Source organism: Fodinibius salicampi (assembly GCF_039545095.1).
In the GTDB taxonomy this organism is placed as follows: Bacteria; Bacteroidota; Rhodothermia; order Balneolales; family Balneolaceae; genus Fodinibius; species Fodinibius salicampi.
In genome coordinates, this window is sequence record NZ_BAABRS010000002.1 from 660,014 (window position 1) to 683,973 (window position 23,960).

A 23,960-nucleotide genomic window follows, 5' to 3' on the forward strand; every position below is an offset into this window, starting at 1 on the left:
TTTTTAAGTTTTCGAGTAACAAAAAGGATTATAAGCGGTAGAAAGGAGAAATGATAATATAAAAGTGCTGCTGTAATCGATTTGGATTATACTCTCACCTTGTTTCTCACCATAAACTTCTGTAAGGGGATAAGTCATTAATCAGTTGAGGAGCAGATCAACTTGAAATTTTTAGCATTCGTAGATCGTAATTTACTAAAGCGGTGACAACAGGTTGTCAGTCTCACCTCTTATGGTTGGGCAAAATAAGTTTACAGGACGATGAAAACTGATTCTCTTTTTGAGGCACAAAATCCGCTGGAAGAGCGGCTTGGGAAAAGTTTTTTCGATGAGCTGCCCAAAACTTCGGGCGTGTATAAGATGTACGGCTGTAAGAAATCCCTGCTGTATGTGGGAAAAGCCAAGAATTTACGAAGCCGGCTGTTTACCTATCGGCGCGTAAATAACGATAATAGCTCCCGGAAAGTGCGAAGGCTGGTCCGGCTGGTCCGGCAGATCGCCCTGGAAGAACTGCCGTCGGAAGAAAAGGCCTTGCTGCGGGAAAATGAGCTGATCCGCAGGCATCGCCCGCCATTTAACCGGGCCAAGAAGACCCCGGAAACCTACTATTATGTTTCTGCTGTTCCCAAGAATAAAGTCGTGACGTTTCAACTTCGTATGCATCTTCCGGAAGAACATACCGAGTACACATATGGAGCTTTTAAGGGTCACGGACGGGTTAGGCGGGCTATGGGAGCACTGTTGCGGCAGCTCTATATCACCACACATGGTCTTAATACTCCTTTTGATCTGCCCGGACAGCTAAGCCAAAAGTTTACGCCCATGTATTTTCAATTAGAACTAAACCGTGATAAGCAGCTGCTAGTGCGTGATTATCTTCAGGGCCTTTCTGATGAGCTGCTGTATGTTGTTATAGATGATCATATCCAAAACAATCGGCTGGAAGAATTTATCGGAAAGCTTATTCTGAAAGATATGGAAGCCCTACGTTGGTTTTATGGGGGATGTACCCATCGCAATTTTGAAATCCGCGAAAAGTTGAATCTGGATGACGAACTAATCCCCCAGGAAAAGCTAGACGATTATTTGGTACGGCTGGCTTTTATGGAATAGATATTTTGCTCTTTCCCTTCCAGTGCTTAGAATGAGGGTAAGCAAAAATAGTTCCTGATGAATCCCTTTTTGGTATCCGGGAGCACCATGAAAAACATTCGCAATAACCTCAAATATATCTTTCCGGTCCTGATAGGAATCATGATTGCCGGGCTTGTCCTTTCTAGGATCTACCAGCTGGAATCCTCATCTCCTGAACCAGAAGTGCGAATTACAGCTGCGGACGCAAGGGATCACATTGGTACGCCCGCTGTAGTTTGTGGGAAAGTAGCTTCTGCCGATTACCTGCAGCAAGTGGGCGGTGAGCCCACTTTTATCAACTTAGGGCGACCCTATCCGAACCAAACCTTTACGGCTGTTATCTGGGGTGATAATCGAGCTAAGTGGACCAAACCGCCTGAACAGCAGTATGAAGGACAGGAAGTTTGTGTCACTGGGAGGATCGAAAGCCATGAGGAGACACCCCAGATTATTGTTAGCAGCCCGGGACAAATAGCGATTCAATAAAGAGGAGTAGCAAAATCTAAATTAAACGCAATGTATCAGTTTGAGAAGACAAAAATTAAGGAAGGGAAGGCCTTTAAATATAAGCTACATAAGCAGGGAGAACGATTGAGCTATATCAATTTTATCACATCTTTAAAGGAGGATGAAACCTTCCGGTGCTTTTTTATTGGGTTGTTGTCTGATATTTCTTTCCAGGCCTACCATTGGGAAACGCCGCCGGTTACGACCGGTACTACAAGTCAGCTTTTTGAGTTTGTTGTTTCTGACAGTCCCGGTATTGACTTACCGCCTGATCCGGGTCCCTTCCGGCCATATTTCAGTCCGGATAAAGAAACCACAGCCTTTGCTAACCTCGGGAAAGACGCTACCTTAATAGCACCAGCGCCATCCGATCAAGAACGGAATTATTCGCATATTGGAGTGTTTACCGAAAATGCTCCGGTGCAACAGCAACACCACCTGTGGCAAACGGTGGGCCGGGTGACTCAAAACCGGATTTCTGACCGACCGCTGTGGCTAAATACCGCTGGGGGAGGGGTGGCCTGGCTGCATGTCCGCTTGGATTCTCGGCCAAAGTATTACCGGCATCGGCCTTATACAAATTTAACAGAAAGTTAAAGTGTCTGTAATGCCCGGCAAGCCCCTTTTTAAAAAAAAATAAAAAAAGTTTGTAAGGATTGCCCCCTGAAACGTACTTACTTATAGTCATATGTTAGATGATTTGGTACAATGAATAGGTAAAGGTCAGCTTTGATCGGCTGGCCTTTTCTTTGTTTTATGATAATCTCTTAAAATTCAAGAGATTAATACGGGAAGGCAAGGGTATTCTCGTATTGAAAGGAATAATAAACCCATATTTTTCGTTTCACAGGTTGGAAGATTCATCCAGTTTTACGATTTTATAAATGATATATCTCTATTTTTTGATATATCATCTTTAATGATATAGGGCCTTACCCTGTAAAAGGGGTGAGGTCCTTTTTTTGTTGTGATGTATTTGTTTCACCATTTTATGGTAGGACGGCTATCCCCAGAGTGCCTTTGAGCATATTTACGCAAGCCATTTCGTAAATTTTGATCTTGGCCAGGGATTATCCATCCAGGATGTGTCGGGCTGAGGTAATTCGGAAGCCTGTTCAACCGTCAACCACCCTGAAGGGAGCTCAAAATATGAGCGTTTGCCTCTTTTGGTTATCCAGCTTATGCGGCTGTTTTGTTCACTTGTTTCTGCAATATCCAGTGTCAATCGACAATCCTGAGCTACATAATCAAGAACCTCTTGGTAATTATTTCCTTTCCAGAGTGCCGGTGCCACAGAGCCATTAATATCCGTCGGTTTGCTGAGGCCAATGGCTTCTGCCGCAGCGTTCAGTGATATAGGAAAGCCCTTGCCACAAAAAAAGTGAAACATCATATCTACGTGTTGAATAGCAAGGCTGCGGCAAGCTGAGTAAAGGCCGGATTCTTCTGCCAGAATATCGAAATCGAATCCAAGTCCATTGTGGGTAATTATGGTATAGCCGGAATCAACTTTTGTCTCAAGATATTTAATAAGGGAAGTTAAATCTTGTTTTGACATTTGCGGAGCGGGAGAACCGTCGGCAGATGTTGAATAAAACACTTCCGGCTCGCTTTCATCGGTACACCAAATTGCGGAACAGGTGATTCCCAGGGGCCTGTGGCTATTCAAGTCACTAACATTCTCAGGCAGCACTTTGGCAGTTTCAATATCAAATGCTAAATATTTCTGTGACATAATATTATAATCTAACGGTCTTACAGGTCTACTGCGCCAAAGTAAATTAGCTATGCAGGCTGTACTTAAGGTGTGAATTGTATAATCTTAATTCATTAAATAACGAACGGAGAGCTAAAAAGCCAGTGGTTTGGCAAGTGATCAGTCTGTCCGTTTCAAGTGACTGATTCAAGTGTTGGGCTCCAAGGTTTTTATTTTTTTCTGTATCTCTTGTTTCTCGGGTTTGGTTTTGGCAAGAGAATATGCTTTTCGGAAATATTTTTTTGCTTTTTGGGAATCTTTTTTTCTATAAAGCTCGCCGAGAAGTACAAAATAGAAATGGTTTTCTTCAAAGCTGAGTTTTTCAGCCTCTGCAATTGCGGCTTTTGCTCCTTTTACATTATAGAGTGCATAAACTCTATTTAGAGCAATACTCGGGGAATAGTTGATCTTAACAAGCTGATCATAGAGCTGGAGGATCTCCTCCCATTTTTCCTTAGTGTCTTCTTTGATACAATGCCAATAGGCGATGCGTGCCTCTAAATGATATGAGCTTATTTCCTTGCCTCTGGCCGAGCGCTCTAAAAAGTGCATACCCTGTTTAATGAGTGCTGTATCCCATAGTTCCTCATTTTGCTGGTCATATAAAATTATTTCCGAAACTTCGGGATCTGTGTTTTGCCTGGCATCGAACCGGGAAGCATGAAAGCACATGAGCGCTACCAGGGCATTTGTTTTAGGCTTATCCGTTTTCTCATGCTCGGTTAGAAGCAGTCCCAGCCGCATGGCCTCGAGGCACAGGTCTTTTTGCAGGATTTGATTTTGAGTCTTTGAGTAATAGCCCTCATTGAATAGCAGGTAAATAATATGCAAAACATTGTCGAGTCGATCGGTAATTTTGTTATCCGGAGGCAGTTCCATCGTAATATTTTCGGACCGTAATTTTTTTCTTGCTCTGTATAGCCTCTTGTTGATGGTCTCCTTGTTGGATAAAAAAGCTTCAGCTATTTCATCGATGCCAAAACCACAGAGAATACGCAAAGCCAATCCTATCTGGGCTTCGCTGGCAATGGCAGGATGACACACGGCAAAGAGCATTTGCAACTGACTGTCTTTGATATTTCGCAACGAAAAATCTGGTTCCGGCATTCGACGATCCTGTTCACGTCTTATCGTTAGTTCAGGGGATACTTTGTGATCAAAGATTTTTTTACGTCGGAAATGGTACAGGGCTTTGTTTTTGGCAACCACATACAGCCAGCCCGTCGGATTTTTGGGTACCCCTTCAATGCCCCATGTTTCAGCTGCCTGCAGAAAGGTTTCGCTCACTACATCTTCGGCAATTTGAATATTCGACAACCCATACAGCCGGCTGATGACTGCAACCATTTTTGAAAATTCCTGGTGAAATAACTGCTTTATAGTTTGCTCTACCACTTGGTTACCTTTTTCCTGTAGGGTCTATCCTTTCGTTCCAGTCCATGGATTTCCGAAAGGCCGGATTTCAACACTGCCGCCTTGGTCCAATGCCGGACAGCCATGAGCTAGTGTGGTTGCTTCCTCCAGGTTTTCCGCCTTAACGACAATAAAACTCCCCAGCTTTTCTTTGATTTCAACGAACGGGCCGTCGGTAACCACTCCGCCAGGCTTTAGTACTTTGCCCTCCATCGCCAGGCGCGGTCCACGACTGACTAGTTTCTCCTGTGCTTCGATGCCTTTCCACCATTCCGTCCATTTTTTAGAGAGTTCCGCCATCTCTTCTTTTGAAACATCGCTGTAGTCATAACTCGGCTGTCGGAACAATAACATGAATTCTTCCATTTTCTTCTTTACTTAACTTAATGATGATCGTTTGTATTATATCTTACTTGATAATGATTGAGACTGTGAAAATTGGATATCTAAATTTTATTTTCCGTTTTAATTTCTCCTCACAAATTCGAGGAGGTATTATGCAATTATTGACAAATCGCACTCATTGTTCAGGTGAGTTTATTCTCTTAATCCCTTTCCATCGAGAATTTTTGGTATGTATTTTTCAATTCTTCGTTCCCGGGTTTTGGATTGTTTGGCACCGGAAAAATACAGAATATATCCTCGTTGTCGTCCGGGCGTTAAATTACTGAAGGCAGTTTTCAAGCCAGGATTTTCATCCAGCTTCTTTTGAAACTCTTCAGGAATAGGTTCTCTTTTTTCTTCTATATCCACTTCCAATCCGGCTTTTTCTGCTTCAATGGCCTCATCGATATAGGCCTTCAGGATGGGTTCCATCTCAACGATTTTCTGAATACTGGTGAATGAAATTCTGCGGGCGATTCTCGAATGCTCTCCGGGTTTTTCCAGAACATCTTCGGGATCTTTTAACAGAACCCCTTTGAAAAACATAAGTGCACAGGATACCTTAAATGGCTGTATGATAGCGATATTGCTTTCCTGAAATGAGTAGCATGGTTTTCCCCATTTCAATTCTTCCTTCAGTCCGCAGTCGAGGCAGATGATCCTCAACTGCTCTATTTCTTCCTGCCATTGTTGGGCTTTACTTATATATTTATCGACTTTGGGATTCATTTTTTTGTCGTTTTTTGGCTTTATTCACTTTTTCTTTTAGAAGTTTCTCTATGATAGTGGCCGGAACTTTTTGATCATACTTGATTTGTATGGTTTCTTTCCCGGTTTTATAACCCATTTCTTCGAGCATCTTGCGATTTTCATTTTGAAGTACGTCAGCGCCAATGCCAAAGGTAGCGTGATTTTTGAAGGCGGAGAATCCAACATGAACACCGTGAAATTTATAGAACGGCACATTGTAGCTTATGCCTTCTTCTGCTTCCGGAATCGTCGATTTTATTATTTCCCGGAGTTCTTTGAGTATTGGATGGGCCTTCGTGGGGGAATTGGCAATGAAGGAATCAACGTCTTTTGGCTTAGTCATAATTGTTATTTTTGGTTAACGGTCCCGATTCTTCTATCCGCAGGTCTAAAATACCACGAGGTCACTGTCATAATTAATAATACCAATGAAGGAATAGCCTCAGTAAACGGTTGACCTACCGTGATATGTGAAGCTGCCGCTCCGGACATAGCAAAGAAGAAACCTGCATAAGCCCATTCCTTCACTATTGGAAATTTAGGGACAAGCACGGCGATAACCCCCAAAATTTTCCAAAACCCGAGTATGGATAGCATATATATCGGGTACCCCAATTGGCTAACAATCTCAACATATCCACCTATTTGAAACAGTTGTTGTGCGCCTCCTGCGGTCATACCAAAGGCAAGAAAGCCGGTGGTGATCCAATAGGTGATTTTATTTCTTTTTGTCATAATAGCTTCTTTCCTTTTCGTCTTTATTTGATGTTCAGTGTTTCCTTACCTCTTATAATGATTGAGATTGCGGAAATTGGACATCCTGATTTTTGTATTGGATTAGAGGCTGCGAAGAGCTTCGACCCAGGGCGATCCTCGTTATTCTTCATCACGTTTCCCGGCGGCCTGTCCAGCTTGGACGCCTGCCTATCTGTTTTTATCAAGGTGATACCGAAGTGCCATCTGTATGCAAATCATCAGCTGTTTTTTGGGTATGGGCTTATCAACTGGAAAAACGATTGCCCGGTTACCTTCGAACGTTAAATCATCTTCAAAAAGCGTTCTGAAGGTACTAATTAACGTAGTATTGCAACTTACATACAGCCCGATTTGATCCGGGTTCTTCGGTTTCCAGTCAATTCGGATGGTTGTTCCACTTTTTGTTTGTGAGGTTAAATAGGCAGGTTCACCCCATTTTAACGTTTCTTCCAGTTCGCCTACTCCCTCTGTAGCTTGCGCCACCTCGTAAATCAAATTGCGAAGGCTCTCCATCTTTGGCTTGATCTCATCCGGATATGAGCTGAACTTTTGTTTTACCTTGTTTTCCATAGGCCTCTATTAATAAATTATACAACGCAGGCCTCCGGTTTAACTGGCCTGACCTTGTTGAAAAAGTAATTTAATTAAAACTCTCTTTTATTAACTATTAAATTTAAACCCAAAGCAGGGGGGGAGCCGTATTGAAACCGTTGTTAGGTGCCGGACTTATTACAAGATAAAAACCTAAGTCTCCGATTTGTGAGCAAGTGCCGAAGGGGTTTGGCAGCCAACTATGGCGGGCGCTTTGTGAATGAGATCATCATTTTCGAGGGCCTCCACCATAAAGAGGGCAAAATCGATGCGGCGCGTCAGGTTGCTTTCCAGGATAGGATCTCCCACATGCTCACTCCATACAGGTAGTCCTTGGCTTTCCCCTTCCTCCAAGCCACTACCCCGTACAACCGTCCAATTCTTATCGCTGGTAAATACCAGATTGCAGGCTCTTACCTGGTCTTCAATATCAATAAGGCGCAACACTTTGGCAATCCAGCCAACAACTTTTAAAAATACCTCAAGCTTCCAGGAATATTCATCCTTTCCGTCTTTGGTAATATGCCACCCGCAGGAAAAGATCAGGCGGGCACCGGGCTCGGCAAAATCCAGTACCGCCTGTGCAGTCCCGGAGGAATAATTGTTTACTCCCCAGGGTACCAACACGGTGAGCACCCCGTCGCATCCTTTTACCGCTTTTTTGATCACTTCCCGGTCATTCGTCATTCCCGGCACAATTGTTATCCGGTCTCTAAAAGAATCCAGCTTCCCGACGCTTTTTTCCCGGCAAACACCAACAACTTCATAGTTCCTGTCCAGACAGTGCTGGACCATATACTTTCCAAGCTTTCCTGAGGCACCGATGACGCAAACTTTCTTCAATCTCTTATTATTTTTTGAAATTCATTATGCTTATTTACTTAGCTCTCTTCAAAGTGTCCGGCACACCCCTGAAACCAATCCAAAGGAGCCAAACAATGAGCAGGATTTCTCCGGCAAAAGTATAGAGGCTAATCGTCAGGCTGTAATCAGGTATCAACATTTTTCCAAAAGAGTCAACGCTGTATCCGATACCCGCAAGTACCACGAGGACACCCAGAATCCTGGGACCTGATTTGAATACAAGATATCCGAGGATGGACAAGTGAAGACCGAATACCGCCAGCCCGGTATCCCACTCAATCCGGTACGACTCGACCAATAACATCACCTGTGCGTTTAGTTGGTCTGCACCTAACATATCGGCATATGCAGCACCCTCCAGGATGGGCAGGACGTGATAAAGGTTAGCAATTGCAACCGCAAAAATTGCAGCATAGACTACTCTGAACCAGGCGGTTAATAACGCCAGGCTTTTATTTATGGGTTTGAGTAAAACATAAAGTCCCCAGGATACAATGATATCAAGAATGGCCACTATTAAAAGGAGTACAATACTTATCCGAAAAGAGCCCAATGCGTTCGTGATATTGGTAACGGTTGCCTGGGCATCTCCGGAGACAATAAGATTTTGGAGTACTGAGAAATAGGCGATGGGGGCCAGAACGACCATCAGCAGCAATCCGAATCCTGCAGCTGATGCGGCTTGGCGCGGTGAGATATCATTAATATTTTTTTTCATATCAACCTTTCATAGTTGGAAATATCTAATTTTCCATTCAAGTACTGACATATCCCTTAGAACGAAATAATCCCATTTTGCCAGCTCCCTAAGTAAAATGATCCTTTTGGGTATTACTTTCTACGCAAAATCCAGTGTTAAGTTACTACTTGATATTTCTAAGTATAATATGATAGTAATTACATCGGTTGCTATGGCTTTATTGATAATACATATAGTATGTAAGTAAGATGCCCGTCATATTATAAATTCCGTGGGCTATAATGGATGCCGTGAGCCGTTTGGTATATAAGAATAACACCGTGTAGGCGATGGTTGGAACTAAAATATCGAACCAGCTTATTGCATCGGTCGGTAAATGTCCGATAGCAAAGAATACAATGGATAAGACTGCGGCGATCCATATTCCTATCGTTGGATTCTTAAACGTATCTTTTAAAACATTGATGAAATAGCCCCTGTTATAGATCTCTTCCGTAATACCCCCTCCAATTACCCCTAAAGCTATAAAAGAAAGCGTGCCTAATGGTGTTCCGTCAAACATCGAGACCATTTGGGAGATGTCGGCCCTTTCCGCTCCACCGGTATTCGGAATGATGAATCCGAATTGCAGGGCGGTCCATGTCAATCCAAAAAGTAATCCTAATATGCTATCTGATTTCCAGTTTTTCCCGGACCACCCGATATATTGAAAATCCTTATTTAATAATTTGAGTGAAAAATATATTAACGAACAAACAGTAATACATTGGAACAGTGCAATGAACAATAAATTTACTCCCGATAGCCCACCGTTAATTTTTGTAATGCCAAAGAATACATTCGGTAGAGCAAATAAGATAAACCCTGTAATGATCGTACAAACAAAAATTACCAGCGTTCTTTTCTTGCTTACAGTTCTGTCAGTATTTTTCATCCGTTTAACAAATGATTAGTTATTTACCTAGGTGCCTCTACGGGATAATAGGTTGAGTTGTTGCAAACGGATGCAAGAAGGATTGATATGATCCTTTTGAAGGAGATAGGCCGCTTCCGCTAAGGTAATACAAGCGCAGCAATGTATTTGTAACCTTATAGGGATCTTTTCCCTATTACTTGTAAGAAAGAGACGAGTAAAGCCCCATTTTGCGCCCGTTCAGAAAAAACAGCGAAGTTACTTGGGGTTAAAAGAGAGTTTAACGAGGAATATCATGTATTACAGAGGAAAACATAAACAGTGCCTTCCTGTTTATATCATAACGATATTGATTTCAGTTATGATAGTCAGCTGCAGTGATCCCGCCGGATCTGAACCGGAGCCTACCGAACCGGGACCCGAGCCAACCGATACGTTGAGCAACGAGATCGTCTTTGTAAGCGATAGTGACGGAGATGACGATATTTATGTAATGAATGCTGATGGCACCGGACGGACCCAACTGACCAAGGATTCGCCCCTTGACAGTAATCCGGTATTTTCACCGGACGGACCCAAAATTGCCTTTTTTAGTTATGATTACGACCGCGAAGATTCGGATATCTATGTGGTAAACGCCGACGGCAGCGGACTAATAGTTAATTTAACAGATAATGCATCATCTGCTGAAGGGGGGCACGATTGGAGTCCGGCGGAGTAGAGAGAGACTGACGAATTTAGCGACAGCCACTTAATCCCACCCAGCCGATTGGCAATAACTTTTTTGAATGAGGTAGGTGACCGTTTTATTGTGAACTAAAAACGTTGGATACGGTTTCTTTATAGGTCCGGCCAACGGGAATTTCTTTTTTATCAATAATGATCTCATCCAGATTAAATGCTTGACAGAAGTCAGGGTTTACAATGTAAGAACGATGAACTCGTACAAAATTTGGCAATAGCTCATCCAACTTTTTGAGCGTCATCCGTGTGATTATCTTTCGATCTGCTGAATGAATGTGAGCATAATCTCCATAGCTTTCGATAAAGTGGATATCCCCACATGCGATTCGGTATGTTTTACCGTCACTCATTACCTGAATGTATTCCTCTTTGTCATTTTGATGTAGCTGGAGCATTTCTTGTTGCTTATTATTCCAATTTCGCAACGTTTCGTATGCTATTGCCGGTAGAGAAAATAGAATTGTGGCAATGATCAGATAGAGGGTATCCCATGGAATGAATGCAGATTCCGCACCGATATTGTCAGCTAAAAAAATGCGTTGGACTAAGGCGAAAACGATCTGAATATTTAAAACTCCCAGTAATATTGTTGCTGTCAAAAGTGCAAATAGAATATTTCTACCCTTGAAAAGAAAGGAGGGTACGGCCCAATAAATAAACAGATAAGTTATGCCTATGGTCAGCGGTACACTAACACTGGCATAAATCAGCCCCTGGCTTATGGAATCAATAAAGGAATAGCACAGCGTAAAAATTACGAATGCTGATATCCAGTAGATGCTATGAATTAAAGCTTGTTGTCGTTCCAAAAGCTATCGTTTATTCGTTTTTAGCAAATTTCACCCAATTATGCTTGTTATTCAAATTTGATAGCAAATAAATAGCCATTGTTTATCGCATTTAAGCTGTTATTCATCGAGAATCCGCTTCAAGGGAAATATAAACTATTATAATACGGCCAGAGCAGACAATTGAAATATGTAAAAACAATTAACTATGTGGATTGAATATGTTGTAGATGCGTTTATAGAACAATTTCCACTATTCATGATAGTAATAACGCTCTCTGGTTTAGCAAGTGTTGTTAAGTTCGTTAGGGTTAATGCCACTCAACAGACCCCAAAAGATAGAAGTTATATTTTAGGTACCGGACTTTTTGCTTTGTTTGTTGGACTCCTTGTATTTCCAATCCAAATTTTTCAAATGCTTGAGGCTGTACAAGCAGGGGGCGAACAACGTCCTTCTGTTGTGATGGGAGGAATTTACCTGACCTTCGTTCCAATGCTTTATGGGCTATTCTGGTTTTTAATTTCCTTCGGCGGATGGCTGTATTGCAAAAGAAAAACTGCTGGAACATAATTATGTGGCTGGCTACCTAAGGACCTTGGGCCTACTACGCGCACCGTCGCCGAAGCATTATTTCCATTCCAAAATGGTTAGAATACATGCAATGGCGCGTAGGAGACCAAAGTAGAGAAGCTACGTAGGCTGTAATTAACCAGCCCACGTACAAATGGCTGAATAGTTAGATAACGAACGAAAAGCTAAAAAGCCAGTTACCAGTTACAGGTGCTTGTCCTGCAACGCTAAGGGCGAAAGTAGGTCGGCCTCCCGTATTACTGCGAGCTTGATATATCACTTCCGAAAAAAACTTCAATAAAAACACCTCTCACGCCTCATGTAGCATGATTCTATAAAAAGAGTAACTAAATGGTTTAAGCTGAGGGATCCTAATTGGCACAACTTCTCAAGCCCTATTAAGAATTTTGGAAAGGGTAGGTAGGTCAGAATTGACCAATATTTAGGGAGGAGATCACTTCCTCTTGCTTGTCGCTTACTTTCACCGGATTTTGAAGCGTTCTACCAAAGCCCTCAAAAGATACATTCATCCGGTCGCCGTCTTGAAGGCTTATGCCTTCCCCAAAGCTGAATGCATCGGCTCCGAAGAAATGGATATGAACCATCCCGGGTATCCTGTGTTGCTCGTACTTGAAGTGATGGTATTCTAGGTTCTCCAAGGAATGTGCCATATTTTGTTCTCCGGATTTTATTTCTTTTGACCAAATTTCGTTTTCGTCTCTTTCGATGGAAACTTTGCCGGAGATATTTTGAAAGTCGCCGTCCAGTATCAATTCAGGACCTATGGCCGGCGAACGAAGTTTGGAGGGGGCCAGATAGAGATAGTTTTTTTTCTCCATTACGTGATCTGAAAATTCGTTGGCTATGGCAAAGCCTACCCGGAAAGGTCGGCCGTCTTTGGCGATATAATATAGCCCTGCAATTTCAGGCTCTTCGCCTCCGTCATTTGCGTATGGTGGAACCTCCAGGGGATCATTTAAGCCCCTTAGTGCGGAGCCGTTTCCTTTAAAAAACCATTCGGGTTGAACTCCGATTTTGCCGGTACCGGGTTTGCCGCCTTTTTCTCCCCATAAATACATTTCCATGCTATCGGTCAGGTCGTCTTCATCCGCCATTTTTTTATGCATTTGTTGCCGGTTTTTGGCACTGGCTTTGTGGGTGAGGCCGGTACCCGAAAGCATACAACCCAAAGAGTTATCCGGATGATCGAAAGCAGGCAGGATACGCCACTTGCCTGAACCTTCATACACAGGGTTATATTCAATTTTTTGATCTGTTAACTGTCCGTTGATAAATTCTTCGGCAGAGTGATTGTTTTCAATGATCTCCCCGAAAAGTGCATAACAACTTGTGAATTTTTTATCTATAAGGGTGAGTTTAGGTTCATCGACCTTTGCTACCCTCCGTCCCTGTTCAGAATGCTGCAATTGAATCAACCGCATATTCAGAATTTTAGTGGTTTATGTTTCTATGGATTCAATAATCATATATTAATATTTGTATAGATCAAAGTTTTAGATAAAATAAAACAAAAATATCGAGGTAGACTACTTTTCAGAGGCGGGCATCATGCCATGGGTTCTAGAGAATTAAAATATAGACTATCGCCTTCCTGCAATTCGTAGGTCGTTCCCCTACCTTAAATTCAAGGGTTCCGTTGATCACATATATAAATTCTTCTCTGTATTTTACTGGTTGGATGCACCTATTCGTTGGTTTGGCAAATTATGAGATAGGTATTTATCTTAATTTAGTTAGCAGCCGGTGTAAATACTGATCCAAGTTACAATACAACTTGAACCAGTGAGGGTGGATGGATTGGTTAGTGCGGATTTTGCGGGTTGTACATTGGACCTGCTACCTTCTACTTTTATACTACTCTAATGAGAATCCCTCTTAACGGTACTTCCCGATTTTCCCTGCATGAAGTCAAGGTCTGCACCGAGATGCGCCTGTTGTACATGTTTCTGGTAAAGGTACCAGTAGCCTCGGTCCATATGAAAGGGAAGAGGTTCCCACTCTTTCTTTCTTTTCTCCAGCTCTTCATCCGAAACGTGCAGTTCGATTTTACGATTCGGAACATCCAGCTCGATTATATCTCCGTTTTTAACAAGGGCCAGAGTGCCACCGTCAGCCGATTCCGGAGAGGTATGTAAAACAGCTGTACCGAAAGCGGTTCCACTCATGCGGCCGTCAGATATGCGAACCATATCCGTAACTCCCTGTTCCAACAGTTTTGCCGGCAGCCCCATGTTGCCAACTTCGGGCATCCCCGGATATCCCTTGGGTCCCACATTCTTCAGAACCAGGATATCATCTTTTTTAACATCGAGATCAGGGTCGTTGATACGGGCTTTATAGTCTTCAATGTCTTCGAAGACGACAGCCCGCCCTTTGTGTTGCAGCAGTTCGGGCGTAGCTGCGGAAGGCTTCATTACCGCTCCGTTTTCGCTCAGGTTGCCTTTGACAATAGCCAGTCCCACTTCACTTTTGAACGGTTTGTCACGGCTGGAAATGATTTCTTCATTATAATTTGGAGCATCTTTATATATCTCCTGCATTGATTCTCCGGCCGCCGTAATTTCATTTGTATGCAGTTCAGGAAGCAGTTCTTTGATAACGGCCGGAAGTCCGCCGGCGTAATAAAAATCCTCCATGAAGTAGTCTCCGGACGGCTGCAGGTTTACAATCAAGGGGATATCCTGCGAAAGTTTGTCAAAGTCGTCAATATCGAGATCTACACCGATGCGTCCGGCAATGGCCAACAGATGAATCACAAAATTGGTTGATCCCCCTATGGCGGTATTTACTTTGATAGCGTTTTCAAAAGCTTCCCGTGTTAATATATCTGACAGGTTTTGTTCCTCTTCTACCATTTCAACGGCTCTCATACCAGACATGTGGGCTATTACCTTCCGTCGTGCATCAGGTGCGGGAATTGCCGCGTTACCGGGCAGGGAGAGCCCCAGCGATTCGACCATACAGGCCATCGTACTGGCTGTTCCCATAACCGCACAATGTCCGTCACTCCGGCAGGTACAGGCTTCCGCCTCCTCCATACGTTCGGTAGACATCTCGCCGGTTTTAACTTTATCGCTGAAGCGCCAGGTATCGCTTATGCTGACATCCTTTCCCCTGAATTTACCGGTAAGCATCGGTCCGCCTGAAACTACAATCGTTGGAATATCAACGCTGCAGGCACCCATCACCAGACTTGGTGTGGTTTTATCACAACCGCAGAGCAGTACTACCCCGTCCAGCGGATTTGCCCTAATAGATTCTTCCGTATCCATGCTGGCAAGATTTCTATAAAGCATGGCAGTTGGCTTCATCAGTGTTTCACCGAGCGACATAACAGGAAACTCTACCGGAAAGCCACCGGCTTCAATAATACCTTCTCTGACCGATTGTGCCAGATCCCGGAAATGCGAATTGCACGGGGTCAGTTCAGACCAAGTGTTACAGATTCCGATTACAGGTTTACCCTTGAACTTGTGTTTGGGAATCCCCTGCTTCTTCATCCAGGCTCTGTATATAAAACCGTCTTTTCCTGTTCTGTTAAACCATTCACTGCTGCGTAATTCCTTATCTTTTTTGTCTTCCTCAGCCATATTCCCTGTATATATGTTGATTTAAATGCCGCTTTAAGATTTTATTTGTTCTATACCAACGGACAATATAAAGATTACCTGAAACTATTTGTATTCGAATTGGCTTGGCTCGACTTCCGCAAAATAGTGTCATGCGGAATGACAACGTGGGTAGTTTTTTGTTATCTGCTCCTACCACCCAACGGCCAATTAATGAAATTATGTCAGTTCATTTTTTTAGAAAAAAAGCAATGACAATAACAACACCATACAAAAACCTGTAACTGAAACTATAGTTGTCATTACTGTCCATGAACGTAATGTTTGTTTTTCTGTCAGACCGAGGTATTTGTTTATGAGCCAGAAGCCGCTGTCGTTAAAATGGGAAAGGATGGATGATCCCGCTGCAATGGCAATAACGATCAATGCTTTTTCCGGGACAGACAGTCCGAACTCACTGACAATAGGTGCCACCATTCCGGCGGTTGTAATCATTGCCACAGTTACAGATCCCTGCGTTATCCTCACCACAACTGAAATAATATAAGCCAGAACTATCGGTGTCACTTGGTAAGCCATGATAGTCTCGGCAAGGGCGGTACCGACGCCACTGTCTACCAGGATCTCTTTGAAAACACCGCCTGCACCTGTTACCAGAATAATAAGTCCGGCCGGTGCGAGAGCCTTGTCTGAAAATTCCATTACCTGTTTACCGGTAAATCCTTTCCTATACCCTAGGAAGTAAGCTGCTATAAGAGTGGCGATTGTCAGGGCACTGAACGGGTGTCCGATGAATTGTATGAGGTTAATCCAGAATAACTCTTCCGGAAGGATCATGCGTTCCTGTAGGATATCCAGTACGGTTGCCGACACAATTAGAAATAGGGGCAAGAGAACAACCACCAGTACCATGAAAAAATCAGACTTCTCAGTTTTAGAAGGTGATTTCCCTTCACTCAGGTCACTGAAATCAGGAGGATCAATGTGAATTTTACTTCCAATATACCTGCCGAAAACCGGCCCGCCCAGAATGGCGGCAGGCAAACCGGCGATGACTCCGAAAATAATGACCCACCCCAGCGGTACTTCCATAATTTCAGCTACAGCAGTAGGTCCCGGTGTGGGAGGAATGAACGAATGGGTTACCAGCATACCCGCTAGGAGAGGGATGGCATAATAGAGGGTCGATTGTTTCGACTTCCGGGCCAGGGCATAAATAATAGGTACCAGAATAATGAATCCCACATCCAGGAATACAGGTATAGAAATGATAAAACCCGTAATCGTAAGTCCCCAAGAGGTTCGTTTGGTTCCGAATATCCCCACTATATTGCGGGCCAGTGATTCGGCACCGCCCGACACCTCCAGCAGTTTACCCATAATGGAACCTAGTCCTACAATAATGGCAATAAAGCCGAGTATCCCTCCCATACCCTCTTCAATACTCGTTAAAACCTCTTCGAAGGGCATTCCCGCTCCCAGTCCAACGAAGCTGCTTACAAGCAGCAGTGAGATAAAGGCATGGATTTTGAACCTCATTACCAGTGCCAGCAGCAGAACGATGGATATGACGGTAATTAATAAAAGGTAAATGGACTGGTCAATCATTTGATTTTATTTTAGTGCTGAATGGTATAACAATTTTATACTACTAAAAAAAATGAACAAGTTATCCGTACCTTTTTCAAATATATATACTTTTTGGGTACGACTTATTTTATTCTTTGAAATAAGTCGCACGAAGTGCCAACCAGAGTGGCCCAACCTTTTGTATATCAATAAAGTGGTTTGATAATCATCTAAGTACTGCTCATGAGTTATTAGAAATCATTATTGGTTAAGTTCCTCAATAATTCATTGTTTTTCTTCTTGCTTTACTTCACGTATTTGCTTTGGGATCGTAAGCAAATCAACAAGCAACAGTATCCCCAAGGCACCACCGGGAAATATCCAAAATGACCCTACTATATTTTCAGGATTATTGAATATCGTTATAATTCCAATTATCGATGCTATCCAAAGAGCCATGTATATCAGCCCCATTCCTATTTTCCCGATATAAAACTTATGTACCCTAAAAAGAACCAAAGCGCATAGGCGACACTGTGAGATTTATCGTGATCCCTTAATCTCGATTGCAGTATTTGAAATTTCCTGTCTGAAAGTTCTTTTTCGTTGTTGCTCATTATTTACTGTTCTTTAATTGGTTGAACATACTGATCATTTTTAATTCAACTAAAGCAAAGAATTGAATGGATGCTAATACACACTAAATAGGTTCTATTTTGAGAGGTAATATTGAGAGGGATAAAATATTTGTGTTGTCCCGATATAAAAAAAGCTATTCTTGAAAATGAATAATTAACAAAAAAAAGCCCTGTAACTCTATAGCTATAAGAGATACAAGGCCTTAGGAGTACCCGAGGCCGGACTCAATCTCTATTCTTTTTTATCCATGCATAAAGTGCAAATAGCACTGAATATGCTTTAAATAGCATATTTGTGTGTCTTATTCATTGTTTAGATGTTGGGAAATTCAAAAAATGTTGTACCTTTGTTGTACCATTATAATTTAGGTACAACAGTATGGCAACAACTTATCATTTTTATTTACGCAAAGATAAAAAGAGAGATAACGGAGAGTGTCCTATTTACTTAAGGATTACTCAAAACCGTAAATCCCGGTATGTTAGCACTGGTGTTTATGTTAAGCCCAGGTTTTGGAATCCAGAAAAAGAAGAGGTTAGAAAGAGCCACAGAAATTCTAAGAGTTTAAACAGTATCTTGGATCGGGAACAAGATAAGGCCGAAACTGTTCAGGCTGAATTAAGTAAGCATGGGAAGGATTCAGCAAAAGCTATTCAGGAACGCTTAAAACATCAGCAAACCGGAGATTTTTTTGATTTAGCGGATGAATATTTAGAAGAAATTAAAAAGACAGGCAGTCATTATACTCATAAGAATGCCAAAGTCGCTATTAGAAAGGTAGAAGCTTTTGAAGGTTCTCGCTCTTTACCTTTAAGACATATTGATACTGAATATCTGGAACGTTTTGAACGGTTTTTAAAAGATGAGTATGATAACCATCCCAATACGATAAGTAAGAATTTTAGGCCTATAAAAGGGATTATTCGAAAGGCATTAAAAAAACACCTTATCACGATTAATCCCCTAGTTAATTTTGAAGGTGCGAAACGTGGCAAACCTAAACCTAAGACAAAGCTTTCTGTAAAACAGATTGAAGCAATTCAAAGTTATGATTTTGAGCAGTTTTCTAATCTGTGGCATACCCGGAATTATTTTATGTTTTCATTTTATAGTGGTGGTATCCGGTTTGGAGATTTATGCTGCTTAAAATGGAATGACATAAAAGGCGACCGCTTATCTTATCAGATGAACAAAAACGAAAAGGTATTTACGATTGAGCTTAATGAGTATCAACAAGAAATATTAGACTATTATTCTACCGATAAAAAATCGGAAGATTTTATCTTTCCAATTTTGAATAATCACAAAGATTATTCTGATCCTACATTCTTGCGAAAACGAATTAGCAGTAAAAATGCTCTTATCAATAAGTGGCTAGGAAAGATTGTTGACAAAGTAAATGAAGAGCTGGAAAAAGAAGATTCTGACATTCCAAGGCTTGATGATATTTCTTTTCACGTAGCACGTCATAGCTTTGCCCAGTATGCCGTTGAACAGGGATTAAGTATGTATGAGTTAATGCAAACACTTAGGCACTCTAAGATCGAAACTACGCAAAAATACTTGAAAGGATTAGATGAGCAATTGGCGGATAAAGCAATGAAAAAGGTGTTCTGAAAATGACTAAAGAGAAATATACTTTCAAAGACTGGAAGACTGGAAAAATTGATAAAGATTTTGAGGAAGGTAGAATTCCAGGTATTAAAACAAAAGGATTGGGACGTTTAGTTGATAAGGTCAACAAAAAAGGACTGATATATGAAGAAGAGTATCAAAAAATTAAGGATGCACAAAAGGATGCATTTTTTAAAGCTGTGAGGATTACAGTAGATGCATTAATAGAGAATTTTAAAAAAACATTAATTGACTCTCCCGATCCTGAAAAGTTACTTAGCCTTCAAACCGAATTACTTGAAGAGTATCTAGAAAGTGCTCCAAAACATTACTATAAAAAGGTTTTAAAAGGTGAATGGGACTCTAGCGGAATTGACTATAAAATCTACGATTTAATCGTCAATTTACCCGATGAGCCAGTGGTAATTCACATTGCGAATCCTTCTGAAGTTCCTGATGAAAATATAGAGCAAAGGGCGCAACAGTTTTCAGTTGATCTAATTACAGAAATAATAGAACCAATATTGCCCAACGCTGAAAAACCAGAGAACATTAGGGCATTTAATTTAAATGAGTATGTTAACAATGATTTCTACCACATTGCAGTTTATGTTCGTTTTTTAAAGAGAGTAAAAGATCTAAATCCATTGATAAATGACAAAAAAAAGGATGAGACTTTGGAGCCAAATGAATCTTATCCAAACCCAAAAGAAGTTGCGAAAAAGTTCAAGAAACAGTCAAAGAATACAAAAACTCCTTATACAATTAAGGAATATACTTTTGTGATGAAACATGCTAGAGACCATAGAAATGAAAAGACTATTACCGATTTGATCTCAAGAATAAAAAATGATCCTGAATGTCCTGAGAAGTTAAAACCTAAAGATAAAGCTAGTAGATCTATTCGGAATTGGATCCAATTTTATGATGATGCTGCTGATATTTTGCGCAACTATAACGCTCCTAAAGATGAATGAAGCTATATTGAAGCTATTGTAGGTATTGCTGAAGCTAGCCCCTCCTTCTTAATGTGTAGTGAAATGAAAAAAGAACTAAATCATTTTCACTATGCAAGCTTATATCCCTACCAAAGAAGATCTGGAAGAAATTATTTCCAGAAAAGTTAAAGAGACGGTAAACGACGTTCTTCCCGGTGCTATACGGAAAGCGACCCGGAAAGAATGGTTAACTACGGATGAAGTAATGGAAATGCTTCAATGCTCCCGTAGGCACGTCCAGTATCTAAGGGATAGTAAGCAACTCCCATACTCGCAAAATGGCCGGACAATACGGTATCACATCGAAGATGTGGAAGCCTTTTTAAACCGCCATAAAGTAGAATAACATCAACTAATGGGAGAACTATACGATTTTCGGGCCATGCTGGAGAGCACCCCGACCACACGGAGAAAGCCCGGGGAGGAAAGATCCTTCCCGGGATTCTCTTACCCCTTTCTCTGTGTGGATAAACTCATAGGATGATCTCTATTACTGGCACTTGCTGTGAAAAAGGCTCTTGTTGGCGTACCGGGGGATCTATCCTTGTCCCCCCGGTACGCCTAAGAAGCAATAAGTGGGAATAAAAAAAGGCGGACAGAGTGTTCGAAGCACCCTGTGCGCCTATTCGTTTAACTATCAAGTCAAACAGTAAAATGAGAAATGAAAACTACAAACAACGCAAACAGTACGCAAATTGGTTATCAACCGAAAAATGGGACTATTTCTTCACCGGAACATTCCGGTTCGAAGATATCTCTGCTAACGGCGCACGCCGGGCCGCTCAACGATTTTTTCGCGGTTTCACGACCAAAGAACTTATTGTTCTTTTCATTGAATCGGGAAAACTCTATGGCAAAGTCCATTTGCACGGCCTGTTACGTTTCCGTTTTGATCAACGGCCAACAGCTCAAACTATTTGGAAGCGATGGTTCGACAAATATGGCCGTGCCCGAGTGGAAACGATTGAATCCCGGGAAGCGGTCTCCAACTACTGCTGTAAGTACGTAACCAAACAGATGAAAGACGAAACCTTCATAGTGATATGATAACGGAAAACGATCGGTTGGCTCTGGATTATCGTAACCTGGGATTATGAAAAGGAAACGTCCTACCAGTTACGGCAGTATTGAGAATAACAGATGTTCAAAATGTAGAATTGCATTCGACAATAATGTCAGAATTACCGTGTGTATATCAAATGAAGCCGGCAATGAGCATTATGACTACCACAAAGAATGCATCAATAGTATGTTAAATCGAAACGAATCAAAAGATTAACTCTTAAAAAGCCTTTTAAAGGCTAGAAAAGGATATGAGGACCCAAAAGCCGTGCCGTTTCCAATCCCGGAAACCCAAAATATTTGGGTACAATTACCCGGCTGAAATGGGTTCTCAGTCTTTTTGACCGAGAAAAATAAAAATAATGTTAAAAACTTAATGCTATGGATGAAGAAAGAGAACAGCAAAACACGGAGAAAGAGAAGGAATTAACGTGCCCAGAATGTGAAAAAGCGTTTCAGGACATGAGAGGATTAACTTCCCATGCAAGACATATGCATGAATTGAACAAAAATGAAATTATGGAAATGTTTAATGAAAAAGAAGATAGTACAGCATGGAAAATTGTTGGTGGAATTGGTGCGGTAATTTTAGCAATAATTACGGCCGGAAAGTTTCGATAAGTTAGTATTGTTTAAAAATCTCTTCTAAAAACTGTTCTTACCCAATTCGTATCAATAACTACTTTATTTCGTATTTCATTTGAATACTGCTAAATGATGCCTTAATTAAAAGCTAAATAAATATATCATATATAATTACCTTAATACTTATTTTTTTGTATCTCTACTTTTTGATGATTAGACTAAGGACTAAATGAGTAAACTAGATAAACTTAAAATACAGGGATTCAAATCAATAAGAGAGGCTGAAATTTCTCTTACCGATATTAATGTTTTAATTGGCCCAAATGCTATTGGAAAGTCTAACTTTATTAGTCTATTTAATTTATTCAATAGTCTTATTAAGGAAGAACTCCAAAACTATGTAGCTAAGTCAGGCGGTGCAGATTCTTTGCTTCATTATGGAAGTAAAGAAACTTCCAAGATGGAATTTGAATTATTCTTTGGCCAAAATTCTTACAGAATAGTACTTGAACCTACTCACGATGATAAACTTTTGATTTCAAAAGAATATTGTCGATTTCATAAGAAAGGGTATGACACCCCATATACAGAAAAAATTGGTTCCTCAAATTTTGAATCAAATCTTAATAAAAAAGTACGCAAGAATCTAAGACGTAGAGTGCCTTATTATGTACAAGATGCTTTAAAAAATTGGAAGGTTTATCATTTTCATGATACTAGTGATGACGCTGGGGTTAAGAAAACTTGCAAAATAGATGATAATATTTCTCTAAAAAAAGATGCCTCTAATTTAGCCGCATTTTTATACAGATTAAAAGAAACAGCGCCTGAGAATTATTCTTTAATTGAAAGAACTGTAAAACGTATTATTCCTTTTTTTGGTAGGTTTGAGCTCCATCCATCACGTTTAAATGAAGATACCATAAAACTGGAATGGAGAGAGCAAGGGAATGATAAATATTTCAATGCCAATGATTTATCTGATGGTACTATTAGATTTATAAGTTTGGCAACGTTATTGCTTCAACCTTCTTTACCTTCAACAATAATTATTGACGAGCCAGAACTTGGACTGCATCCTAAAGCTATCTCTATTTTAGGATCACTGTTTCGCAAAGCTAGTCATAGAACTCAACTCATCATTTCCACCCAATCAGTCAATTTGGTAAATGAGTTTGATCCCTCTGATATTATGGTTTTAGATCGACAAGATGCTCAAACAAAATTTGAACATCTTGATCTTGAATCTCTAAATAATTGGCTTGAAGATTATAGCATTGGTGAAATTTGGGAAAAGAACCTAATAGGAGGAAGACCTCAATGATTAGGGTTCACATCTTAGTAGAGGGAGATACTGAAGAAAGTTTTGTTAACCGTATTTTGGCTCCTCACTTTGCCAGAACTAATATTGTTACAACAGTCAATAGAGTTACTACTAAAACAGATTATCGAAGTGGTAGGGTTTATAGAGGTGGACTCTCAACTTTTGGAAAAGTTGAAAATGAATTAACAAAATTACTAAATGAGGATGATAGTAGATATGTAACAACAATGTTTGACCTTTATGCGATACCTAATGACTTTCCTCACTATTCTATTGCCATGAATGAACAAAATGGATCAGCAAAAGCTATTACAATTGAACGGGGATTAATATCACACTTCGATAATCGAAGATTTATTCCATATATACAAACGCATGAATTCGAATCCCTTCTTTTTAGCGATGTTAATAGAATTGACGACTGTCTAAATATTTTACATGAGGTATCTAATAGCAATCTACAACAAGTCAGAGATGAATTTAATACACCAGAAGATATAAACGATAATCCTGACACTGCTCCATCAAAAAGGATTAAAAATATGTATGAAGGCTACGATAAAGTAACAGATGGGGTAATGATTGCTGAAGATATAGGTATTGAAGGCATGAGAAACGAATGTCAACATTTTAATGATTGGGTTACAGAGATAGAAAATTTAAAACCAATTAGCTGATTAAACTTGTGTAAAATATGGTGATCTTTCG

General features: G+C 40.8%; 27 protein-coding genes. 12 read left to right on the forward strand and 15 right to left on the reverse strand.

Features of this window, described 5'->3' with window-relative positions; genetic code table 11:
• Window positions 1–261 precede the first annotated feature (261 nt).
• From ABEB05_RS10530 to ABEB05_RS10540, 3 genes are read left to right on the forward strand one after another with little or no spacing between them, the layout of a single operon-like run.
• Window positions 262–1,113 (forward strand): nucleotide excision repair endonuclease, encoded by an 852-nt coding sequence (locus ABEB05_RS10530; protein ID WP_265789934.1) that lies wholly within the window; start codon window positions 262–264, stop codon window positions 1,111–1,113.
• A 57-nt stretch (window positions 1,114–1,170) separates the two neighbouring features.
• Complete coding sequence (locus ABEB05_RS10535; protein WP_265789936.1) at window positions 1,171–1,620, forward strand: hypothetical protein; 450 nt, start codon at window positions 1,171–1,173, stop codon at window positions 1,618–1,620.
• 30 nt (window positions 1,621–1,650) lie between these two features.
• A complete protein-coding gene (locus tag ABEB05_RS10540) occupies window positions 1,651–2,238 on the forward strand; it encodes a DUF6940 family protein (protein WP_265789938.1) in 588 nt (195 codons plus the stop codon).
• 433 nt (window positions 2,239–2,671) lie between these two features.
• On the opposite strand, the gene ABEB05_RS10545 is transcribed toward ABEB05_RS10540, so the two are convergent.
• From ABEB05_RS10545 to ABEB05_RS10590, 10 genes are all read right to left on the reverse strand, one after another.
• Entirely contained in the window at window positions 2,672–3,376 is a 705-nt protein-coding gene (locus ABEB05_RS10545) for a ribonuclease H-like domain-containing protein (protein WP_265789940.1), read from the reverse strand.
• Window positions 3,377–3,544: 168 nt separating this feature from the next.
• The gene (locus tag ABEB05_RS10550; RefSeq protein ID WP_286669122.1) at window positions 3,545–4,744 is read right to left on the reverse strand and encodes an RNA polymerase sigma factor; all 1,200 of its coding nucleotides are present in this window, start codon (window positions 4,742–4,744) and stop codon (window positions 3,545–3,547) included.
• A 72-nt stretch (window positions 4,745–4,816) separates the two neighbouring features.
• Complete coding sequence (locus tag ABEB05_RS10555) at window positions 4,817–5,176, reverse strand: YciI family protein (RefSeq protein ID WP_345694273.1); 360 nt, start codon at window positions 5,174–5,176, stop codon at window positions 4,817–4,819.
• A gap of 171 nt (window positions 5,177–5,347) precedes the next feature.
• A complete protein-coding gene (locus tag ABEB05_RS10560) occupies window positions 5,348–5,923 on the reverse strand; it encodes a YdeI/OmpD-associated family protein (RefSeq protein WP_265789947.1) in 576 nt (191 codons plus the stop codon).
• The gene (locus ABEB05_RS10565; RefSeq protein WP_265789949.1) at window positions 5,904–6,287 is read right to left on the reverse strand and encodes an iron chaperone; all 384 of its coding nucleotides are present in this window, start codon (window positions 6,285–6,287) and stop codon (window positions 5,904–5,906) included. The genes ABEB05_RS10560 and ABEB05_RS10565 overlap by 20 nt, the downstream gene beginning before the upstream one ends.
• Window positions 6,288–6,292: 5 nt before the next feature.
• On the reverse strand, window positions 6,293–6,679 hold the full coding sequence (locus ABEB05_RS10570; protein WP_265789951.1) for a DoxX family protein: 387 nt from the start codon (window positions 6,677–6,679) through the stop codon (window positions 6,293–6,295).
• A 189-nt stretch (window positions 6,680–6,868) separates the two neighbouring features.
• Entirely contained in the window at window positions 6,869–7,270 is a 402-nt protein-coding gene (locus ABEB05_RS10575) for a DUF1801 domain-containing protein (protein ID WP_265789953.1), read from the reverse strand.
• 174 nt (window positions 7,271–7,444) lie between these two features.
• Entirely contained in the window at window positions 7,445–8,134 is a 690-nt protein-coding gene (locus tag ABEB05_RS10580) for an NAD(P)-dependent oxidoreductase (RefSeq protein ID WP_265789955.1), read from the reverse strand.
• A 34-nt stretch (window positions 8,135–8,168) separates the two neighbouring features.
• The gene (locus ABEB05_RS10585; RefSeq protein WP_265789957.1) at window positions 8,169–8,873 is read right to left on the reverse strand and encodes a DUF4386 domain-containing protein; all 705 of its coding nucleotides are present in this window, start codon (window positions 8,871–8,873) and stop codon (window positions 8,169–8,171) included.
• A 199-nt stretch (window positions 8,874–9,072) separates the two neighbouring features.
• Window positions 9,073–9,789, reverse strand: a complete 717-nt coding sequence (locus tag ABEB05_RS10590; protein ID WP_265789959.1) for a CPBP family intramembrane glutamic endopeptidase — start codon at window positions 9,787–9,789, stop codon at window positions 9,073–9,075.
• A gap of 340 nt (window positions 9,790–10,129) precedes the next feature.
• Here ABEB05_RS10590 and ABEB05_RS10595 point away from each other — a divergent pair, with 340 nt between their 5' ends.
• Complete coding sequence (locus ABEB05_RS10595; protein ID WP_265789962.1) at window positions 10,130–10,489, forward strand: TolB family protein; 360 nt, start codon at window positions 10,130–10,132, stop codon at window positions 10,487–10,489.
• Between the two features lie 85 nt (window positions 10,490–10,574).
• On the opposite strand, the gene ABEB05_RS10600 is transcribed toward ABEB05_RS10595, so the two are convergent.
• Window positions 10,575–11,321 (reverse strand): LytR/AlgR family response regulator transcription factor, encoded by a 747-nt coding sequence (locus ABEB05_RS10600; protein WP_265789964.1) that lies wholly within the window; start codon window positions 11,319–11,321, stop codon window positions 10,575–10,577.
• Window positions 11,322–11,508: 187 nt separating this feature from the next.
• Between ABEB05_RS10600 and ABEB05_RS10605 the strand changes: the two genes are divergently transcribed.
• Window positions 11,509–11,871 carry a hypothetical protein gene (locus ABEB05_RS10605; protein ID WP_265789965.1) on the forward strand — a complete coding sequence of 121 codons (363 nt, stop codon included), beginning with the start codon at window positions 11,509–11,511 and terminating at the stop codon, window positions 11,869–11,871.
• Between the two features lie 425 nt (window positions 11,872–12,296).
• On the opposite strand, the gene araD1 is transcribed toward ABEB05_RS10605, so the two are convergent.
• From araD1 to ABEB05_RS10625, 4 genes are all read right to left on the reverse strand, one after another.
• Window positions 12,297–13,313: an AraD1 family protein gene (araD1, locus tag ABEB05_RS10610; protein ID WP_265789967.1), complete on the reverse strand. Its 1,017-nt coding sequence runs from the start codon at window positions 13,311–13,313 to the stop codon at window positions 12,297–12,299.
• A 438-nt stretch (window positions 13,314–13,751) separates the two neighbouring features.
• Complete coding sequence (locus tag ABEB05_RS10615; protein ID WP_265789969.1) at window positions 13,752–15,482, reverse strand: IlvD/Edd family dehydratase; 1,731 nt, start codon at window positions 15,480–15,482, stop codon at window positions 13,752–13,754.
• 216 nt (window positions 15,483–15,698) lie between these two features.
• Window positions 15,699–17,069 carry a GntP family permease gene (locus tag ABEB05_RS10620; RefSeq protein ID WP_265789970.1) on the reverse strand — a complete coding sequence of 457 codons (1,371 nt, stop codon included), beginning with the start codon at window positions 17,067–17,069 and terminating at the stop codon, window positions 15,699–15,701.
• A gap of 246 nt (window positions 17,070–17,315) precedes the next feature.
• Window positions 17,316–17,489, reverse strand: a complete 174-nt coding sequence (locus tag ABEB05_RS10625) for a hypothetical protein (protein WP_265789971.1) — start codon at window positions 17,487–17,489, stop codon at window positions 17,316–17,318.
• Window positions 17,490–18,047: 558 nt separating this feature from the next.
• Here ABEB05_RS10625 and ABEB05_RS10630 point away from each other — a divergent pair.
• From ABEB05_RS10630 to ABEB05_RS10660, 7 genes are all read left to right on the forward strand, one after another.
• Window positions 18,048–19,286, forward strand: coding sequence for a site-specific integrase (locus ABEB05_RS10630; RefSeq protein ID WP_265789972.1), 1,239 nt, complete (start codon window positions 18,048–18,050; stop codon window positions 19,284–19,286).
• A gap of 2 nt (window positions 19,287–19,288) precedes the next feature.
• Window positions 19,289–20,260, forward strand: coding sequence for a hypothetical protein (locus tag ABEB05_RS10635; protein WP_265789974.1), 972 nt, complete (start codon window positions 19,289–19,291; stop codon window positions 20,258–20,260).
• A 91-nt stretch (window positions 20,261–20,351) separates the two neighbouring features.
• On the forward strand, window positions 20,352–20,627 hold the full coding sequence (locus ABEB05_RS10640) for a helix-turn-helix domain-containing protein (RefSeq protein ID WP_265789975.1): 276 nt from the start codon (window positions 20,352–20,354) through the stop codon (window positions 20,625–20,627).
• A gap of 308 nt (window positions 20,628–20,935) precedes the next feature.
• Window positions 20,936–21,328 carry a hypothetical protein gene (locus tag ABEB05_RS10645; RefSeq protein ID WP_265789976.1) on the forward strand — a complete coding sequence of 131 codons (393 nt, stop codon included), beginning with the start codon at window positions 20,936–20,938 and terminating at the stop codon, window positions 21,326–21,328.
• A 396-nt stretch (window positions 21,329–21,724) separates the two neighbouring features.
• Complete coding sequence (locus tag ABEB05_RS10650) at window positions 21,725–21,964, forward strand: hypothetical protein (RefSeq protein WP_265789977.1); 240 nt, start codon at window positions 21,725–21,727, stop codon at window positions 21,962–21,964.
• 193 nt (window positions 21,965–22,157) lie between these two features.
• Window positions 22,158–23,252: an AAA family ATPase gene (locus tag ABEB05_RS10655; RefSeq protein WP_265789979.1), complete on the forward strand. Its 1,095-nt coding sequence runs from the start codon at window positions 22,158–22,160 to the stop codon at window positions 23,250–23,252.
• Window positions 23,249–23,929, forward strand: a complete 681-nt coding sequence (locus ABEB05_RS10660) for a DUF4276 family protein (protein WP_265789982.1) — start codon at window positions 23,249–23,251, stop codon at window positions 23,927–23,929. The genes ABEB05_RS10655 and ABEB05_RS10660 overlap by 4 nt, the downstream gene beginning before the upstream one ends.
• The last annotated feature ends 31 nt before the right edge of the window (window positions 23,930–23,960 follow it).

Bases quoted from the DNA above. Each gene is read 5' to 3' on its own strand.
- ABEB05_RS10530 (WP_265789934.1), top strand. From the start codon at position 262: ATGAAAACTGATTCTCTTTTTGAGGCACAAAATCCGCTGGAAGAGCGG.
- ABEB05_RS10535 (WP_265789936.1), top strand. From the start codon at position 1,171: ATGAATCCCTTTTTGGTATCCGGGAGCACCATGAAAAACATTCGCAAT.
- ABEB05_RS10540 (WP_265789938.1), top strand. From the start codon at position 1,651: ATGTATCAGTTTGAGAAGACAAAAATTAAGGAAGGGAAGGCCTTTAAA.
- ABEB05_RS10545 (WP_265789940.1), bottom strand. From the start codon at position 3,376: ATGTCACAGAAATATTTAGCATTTGATATTGAAACTGCCAAAGTGCTG.
- ABEB05_RS10550 (WP_286669122.1), bottom strand. From the start codon at position 4,744: ATGGTTGCAGTCATCAGCCGGCTGTATGGGTTGTCGAATATTCAAATT.
- ABEB05_RS10555 (WP_345694273.1), bottom strand. From the start codon at position 5,176: ATGGAAGAATTCATGTTATTGTTCCGACAGCCGAGTTATGACTACAGC.
- ABEB05_RS10560 (WP_265789947.1), bottom strand. From the start codon at position 5,923: ATGAATCCCAAAGTCGATAAATATATAAGTAAAGCCCAACAATGGCAG.
- ABEB05_RS10565 (WP_265789949.1), bottom strand. From the start codon at position 6,287: ATGACTAAGCCAAAAGACGTTGATTCCTTCATTGCCAATTCCCCCACG.
- ABEB05_RS10570 (WP_265789951.1), bottom strand. From the start codon at position 6,679: ATGACAAAAAGAAATAAAATCACCTATTGGATCACCACCGGCTTTCTT.
- ABEB05_RS10575 (WP_265789953.1), bottom strand. From the start codon at position 7,270: ATGGAAAACAAGGTAAAACAAAAGTTCAGCTCATATCCGGATGAGATC.
- ABEB05_RS10585 (WP_265789957.1), bottom strand. From the start codon at position 8,873: ATGAAAAAAAATATTAATGATATCTCACCGCGCCAAGCCGCATCAGCT.
- ABEB05_RS10590 (WP_265789959.1), bottom strand. From the start codon at position 9,789: ATGAAAAATACTGACAGAACTGTAAGCAAGAAAAGAACGCTGGTAATT.
- ABEB05_RS10595 (WP_265789962.1), top strand. From the start codon at position 10,130: ATGATAGTCAGCTGCAGTGATCCCGCCGGATCTGAACCGGAGCCTACC.
- ABEB05_RS10605 (WP_265789965.1), top strand. From the start codon at position 11,509: ATGTGGATTGAATATGTTGTAGATGCGTTTATAGAACAATTTCCACTA.
- araD1 (WP_265789967.1), bottom strand. From the start codon at position 13,313: ATGCGGTTGATTCAATTGCAGCATTCTGAACAGGGACGGAGGGTAGCA.
- ABEB05_RS10615 (WP_265789969.1), bottom strand. From the start codon at position 15,482: ATGGCTGAGGAAGACAAAAAAGATAAGGAATTACGCAGCAGTGAATGG.
- ABEB05_RS10620 (WP_265789970.1), bottom strand. From the start codon at position 17,069: ATGATTGACCAGTCCATTTACCTTTTATTAATTACCGTCATATCCATC.
- ABEB05_RS10625 (WP_265789971.1), bottom strand. From the start codon at position 17,489: ATGGCTCTTTGGATAGCATCGATAATTGGAATTATAACGATATTCAAT.
- ABEB05_RS10630 (WP_265789972.1), top strand. From the start codon at position 18,048: ATGGCAACAACTTATCATTTTTATTTACGCAAAGATAAAAAGAGAGAT.
- ABEB05_RS10635 (WP_265789974.1), top strand. From the start codon at position 19,289: ATGACTAAAGAGAAATATACTTTCAAAGACTGGAAGACTGGAAAAATT.
- ABEB05_RS10640 (WP_265789975.1), top strand. From the start codon at position 20,352: ATGCAAGCTTATATCCCTACCAAAGAAGATCTGGAAGAAATTATTTCC.
- ABEB05_RS10645 (WP_265789976.1), top strand. From the start codon at position 20,936: ATGAGAAATGAAAACTACAAACAACGCAAACAGTACGCAAATTGGTTA.
- ABEB05_RS10650 (WP_265789977.1), top strand. From the start codon at position 21,725: ATGGATGAAGAAAGAGAACAGCAAAACACGGAGAAAGAGAAGGAATTA.
- ABEB05_RS10655 (WP_265789979.1), top strand. From the start codon at position 22,158: ATGAGTAAACTAGATAAACTTAAAATACAGGGATTCAAATCAATAAGA.
- ABEB05_RS10660 (WP_265789982.1), top strand. From the start codon at position 23,249: ATGATTAGGGTTCACATCTTAGTAGAGGGAGATACTGAAGAAAGTTTT.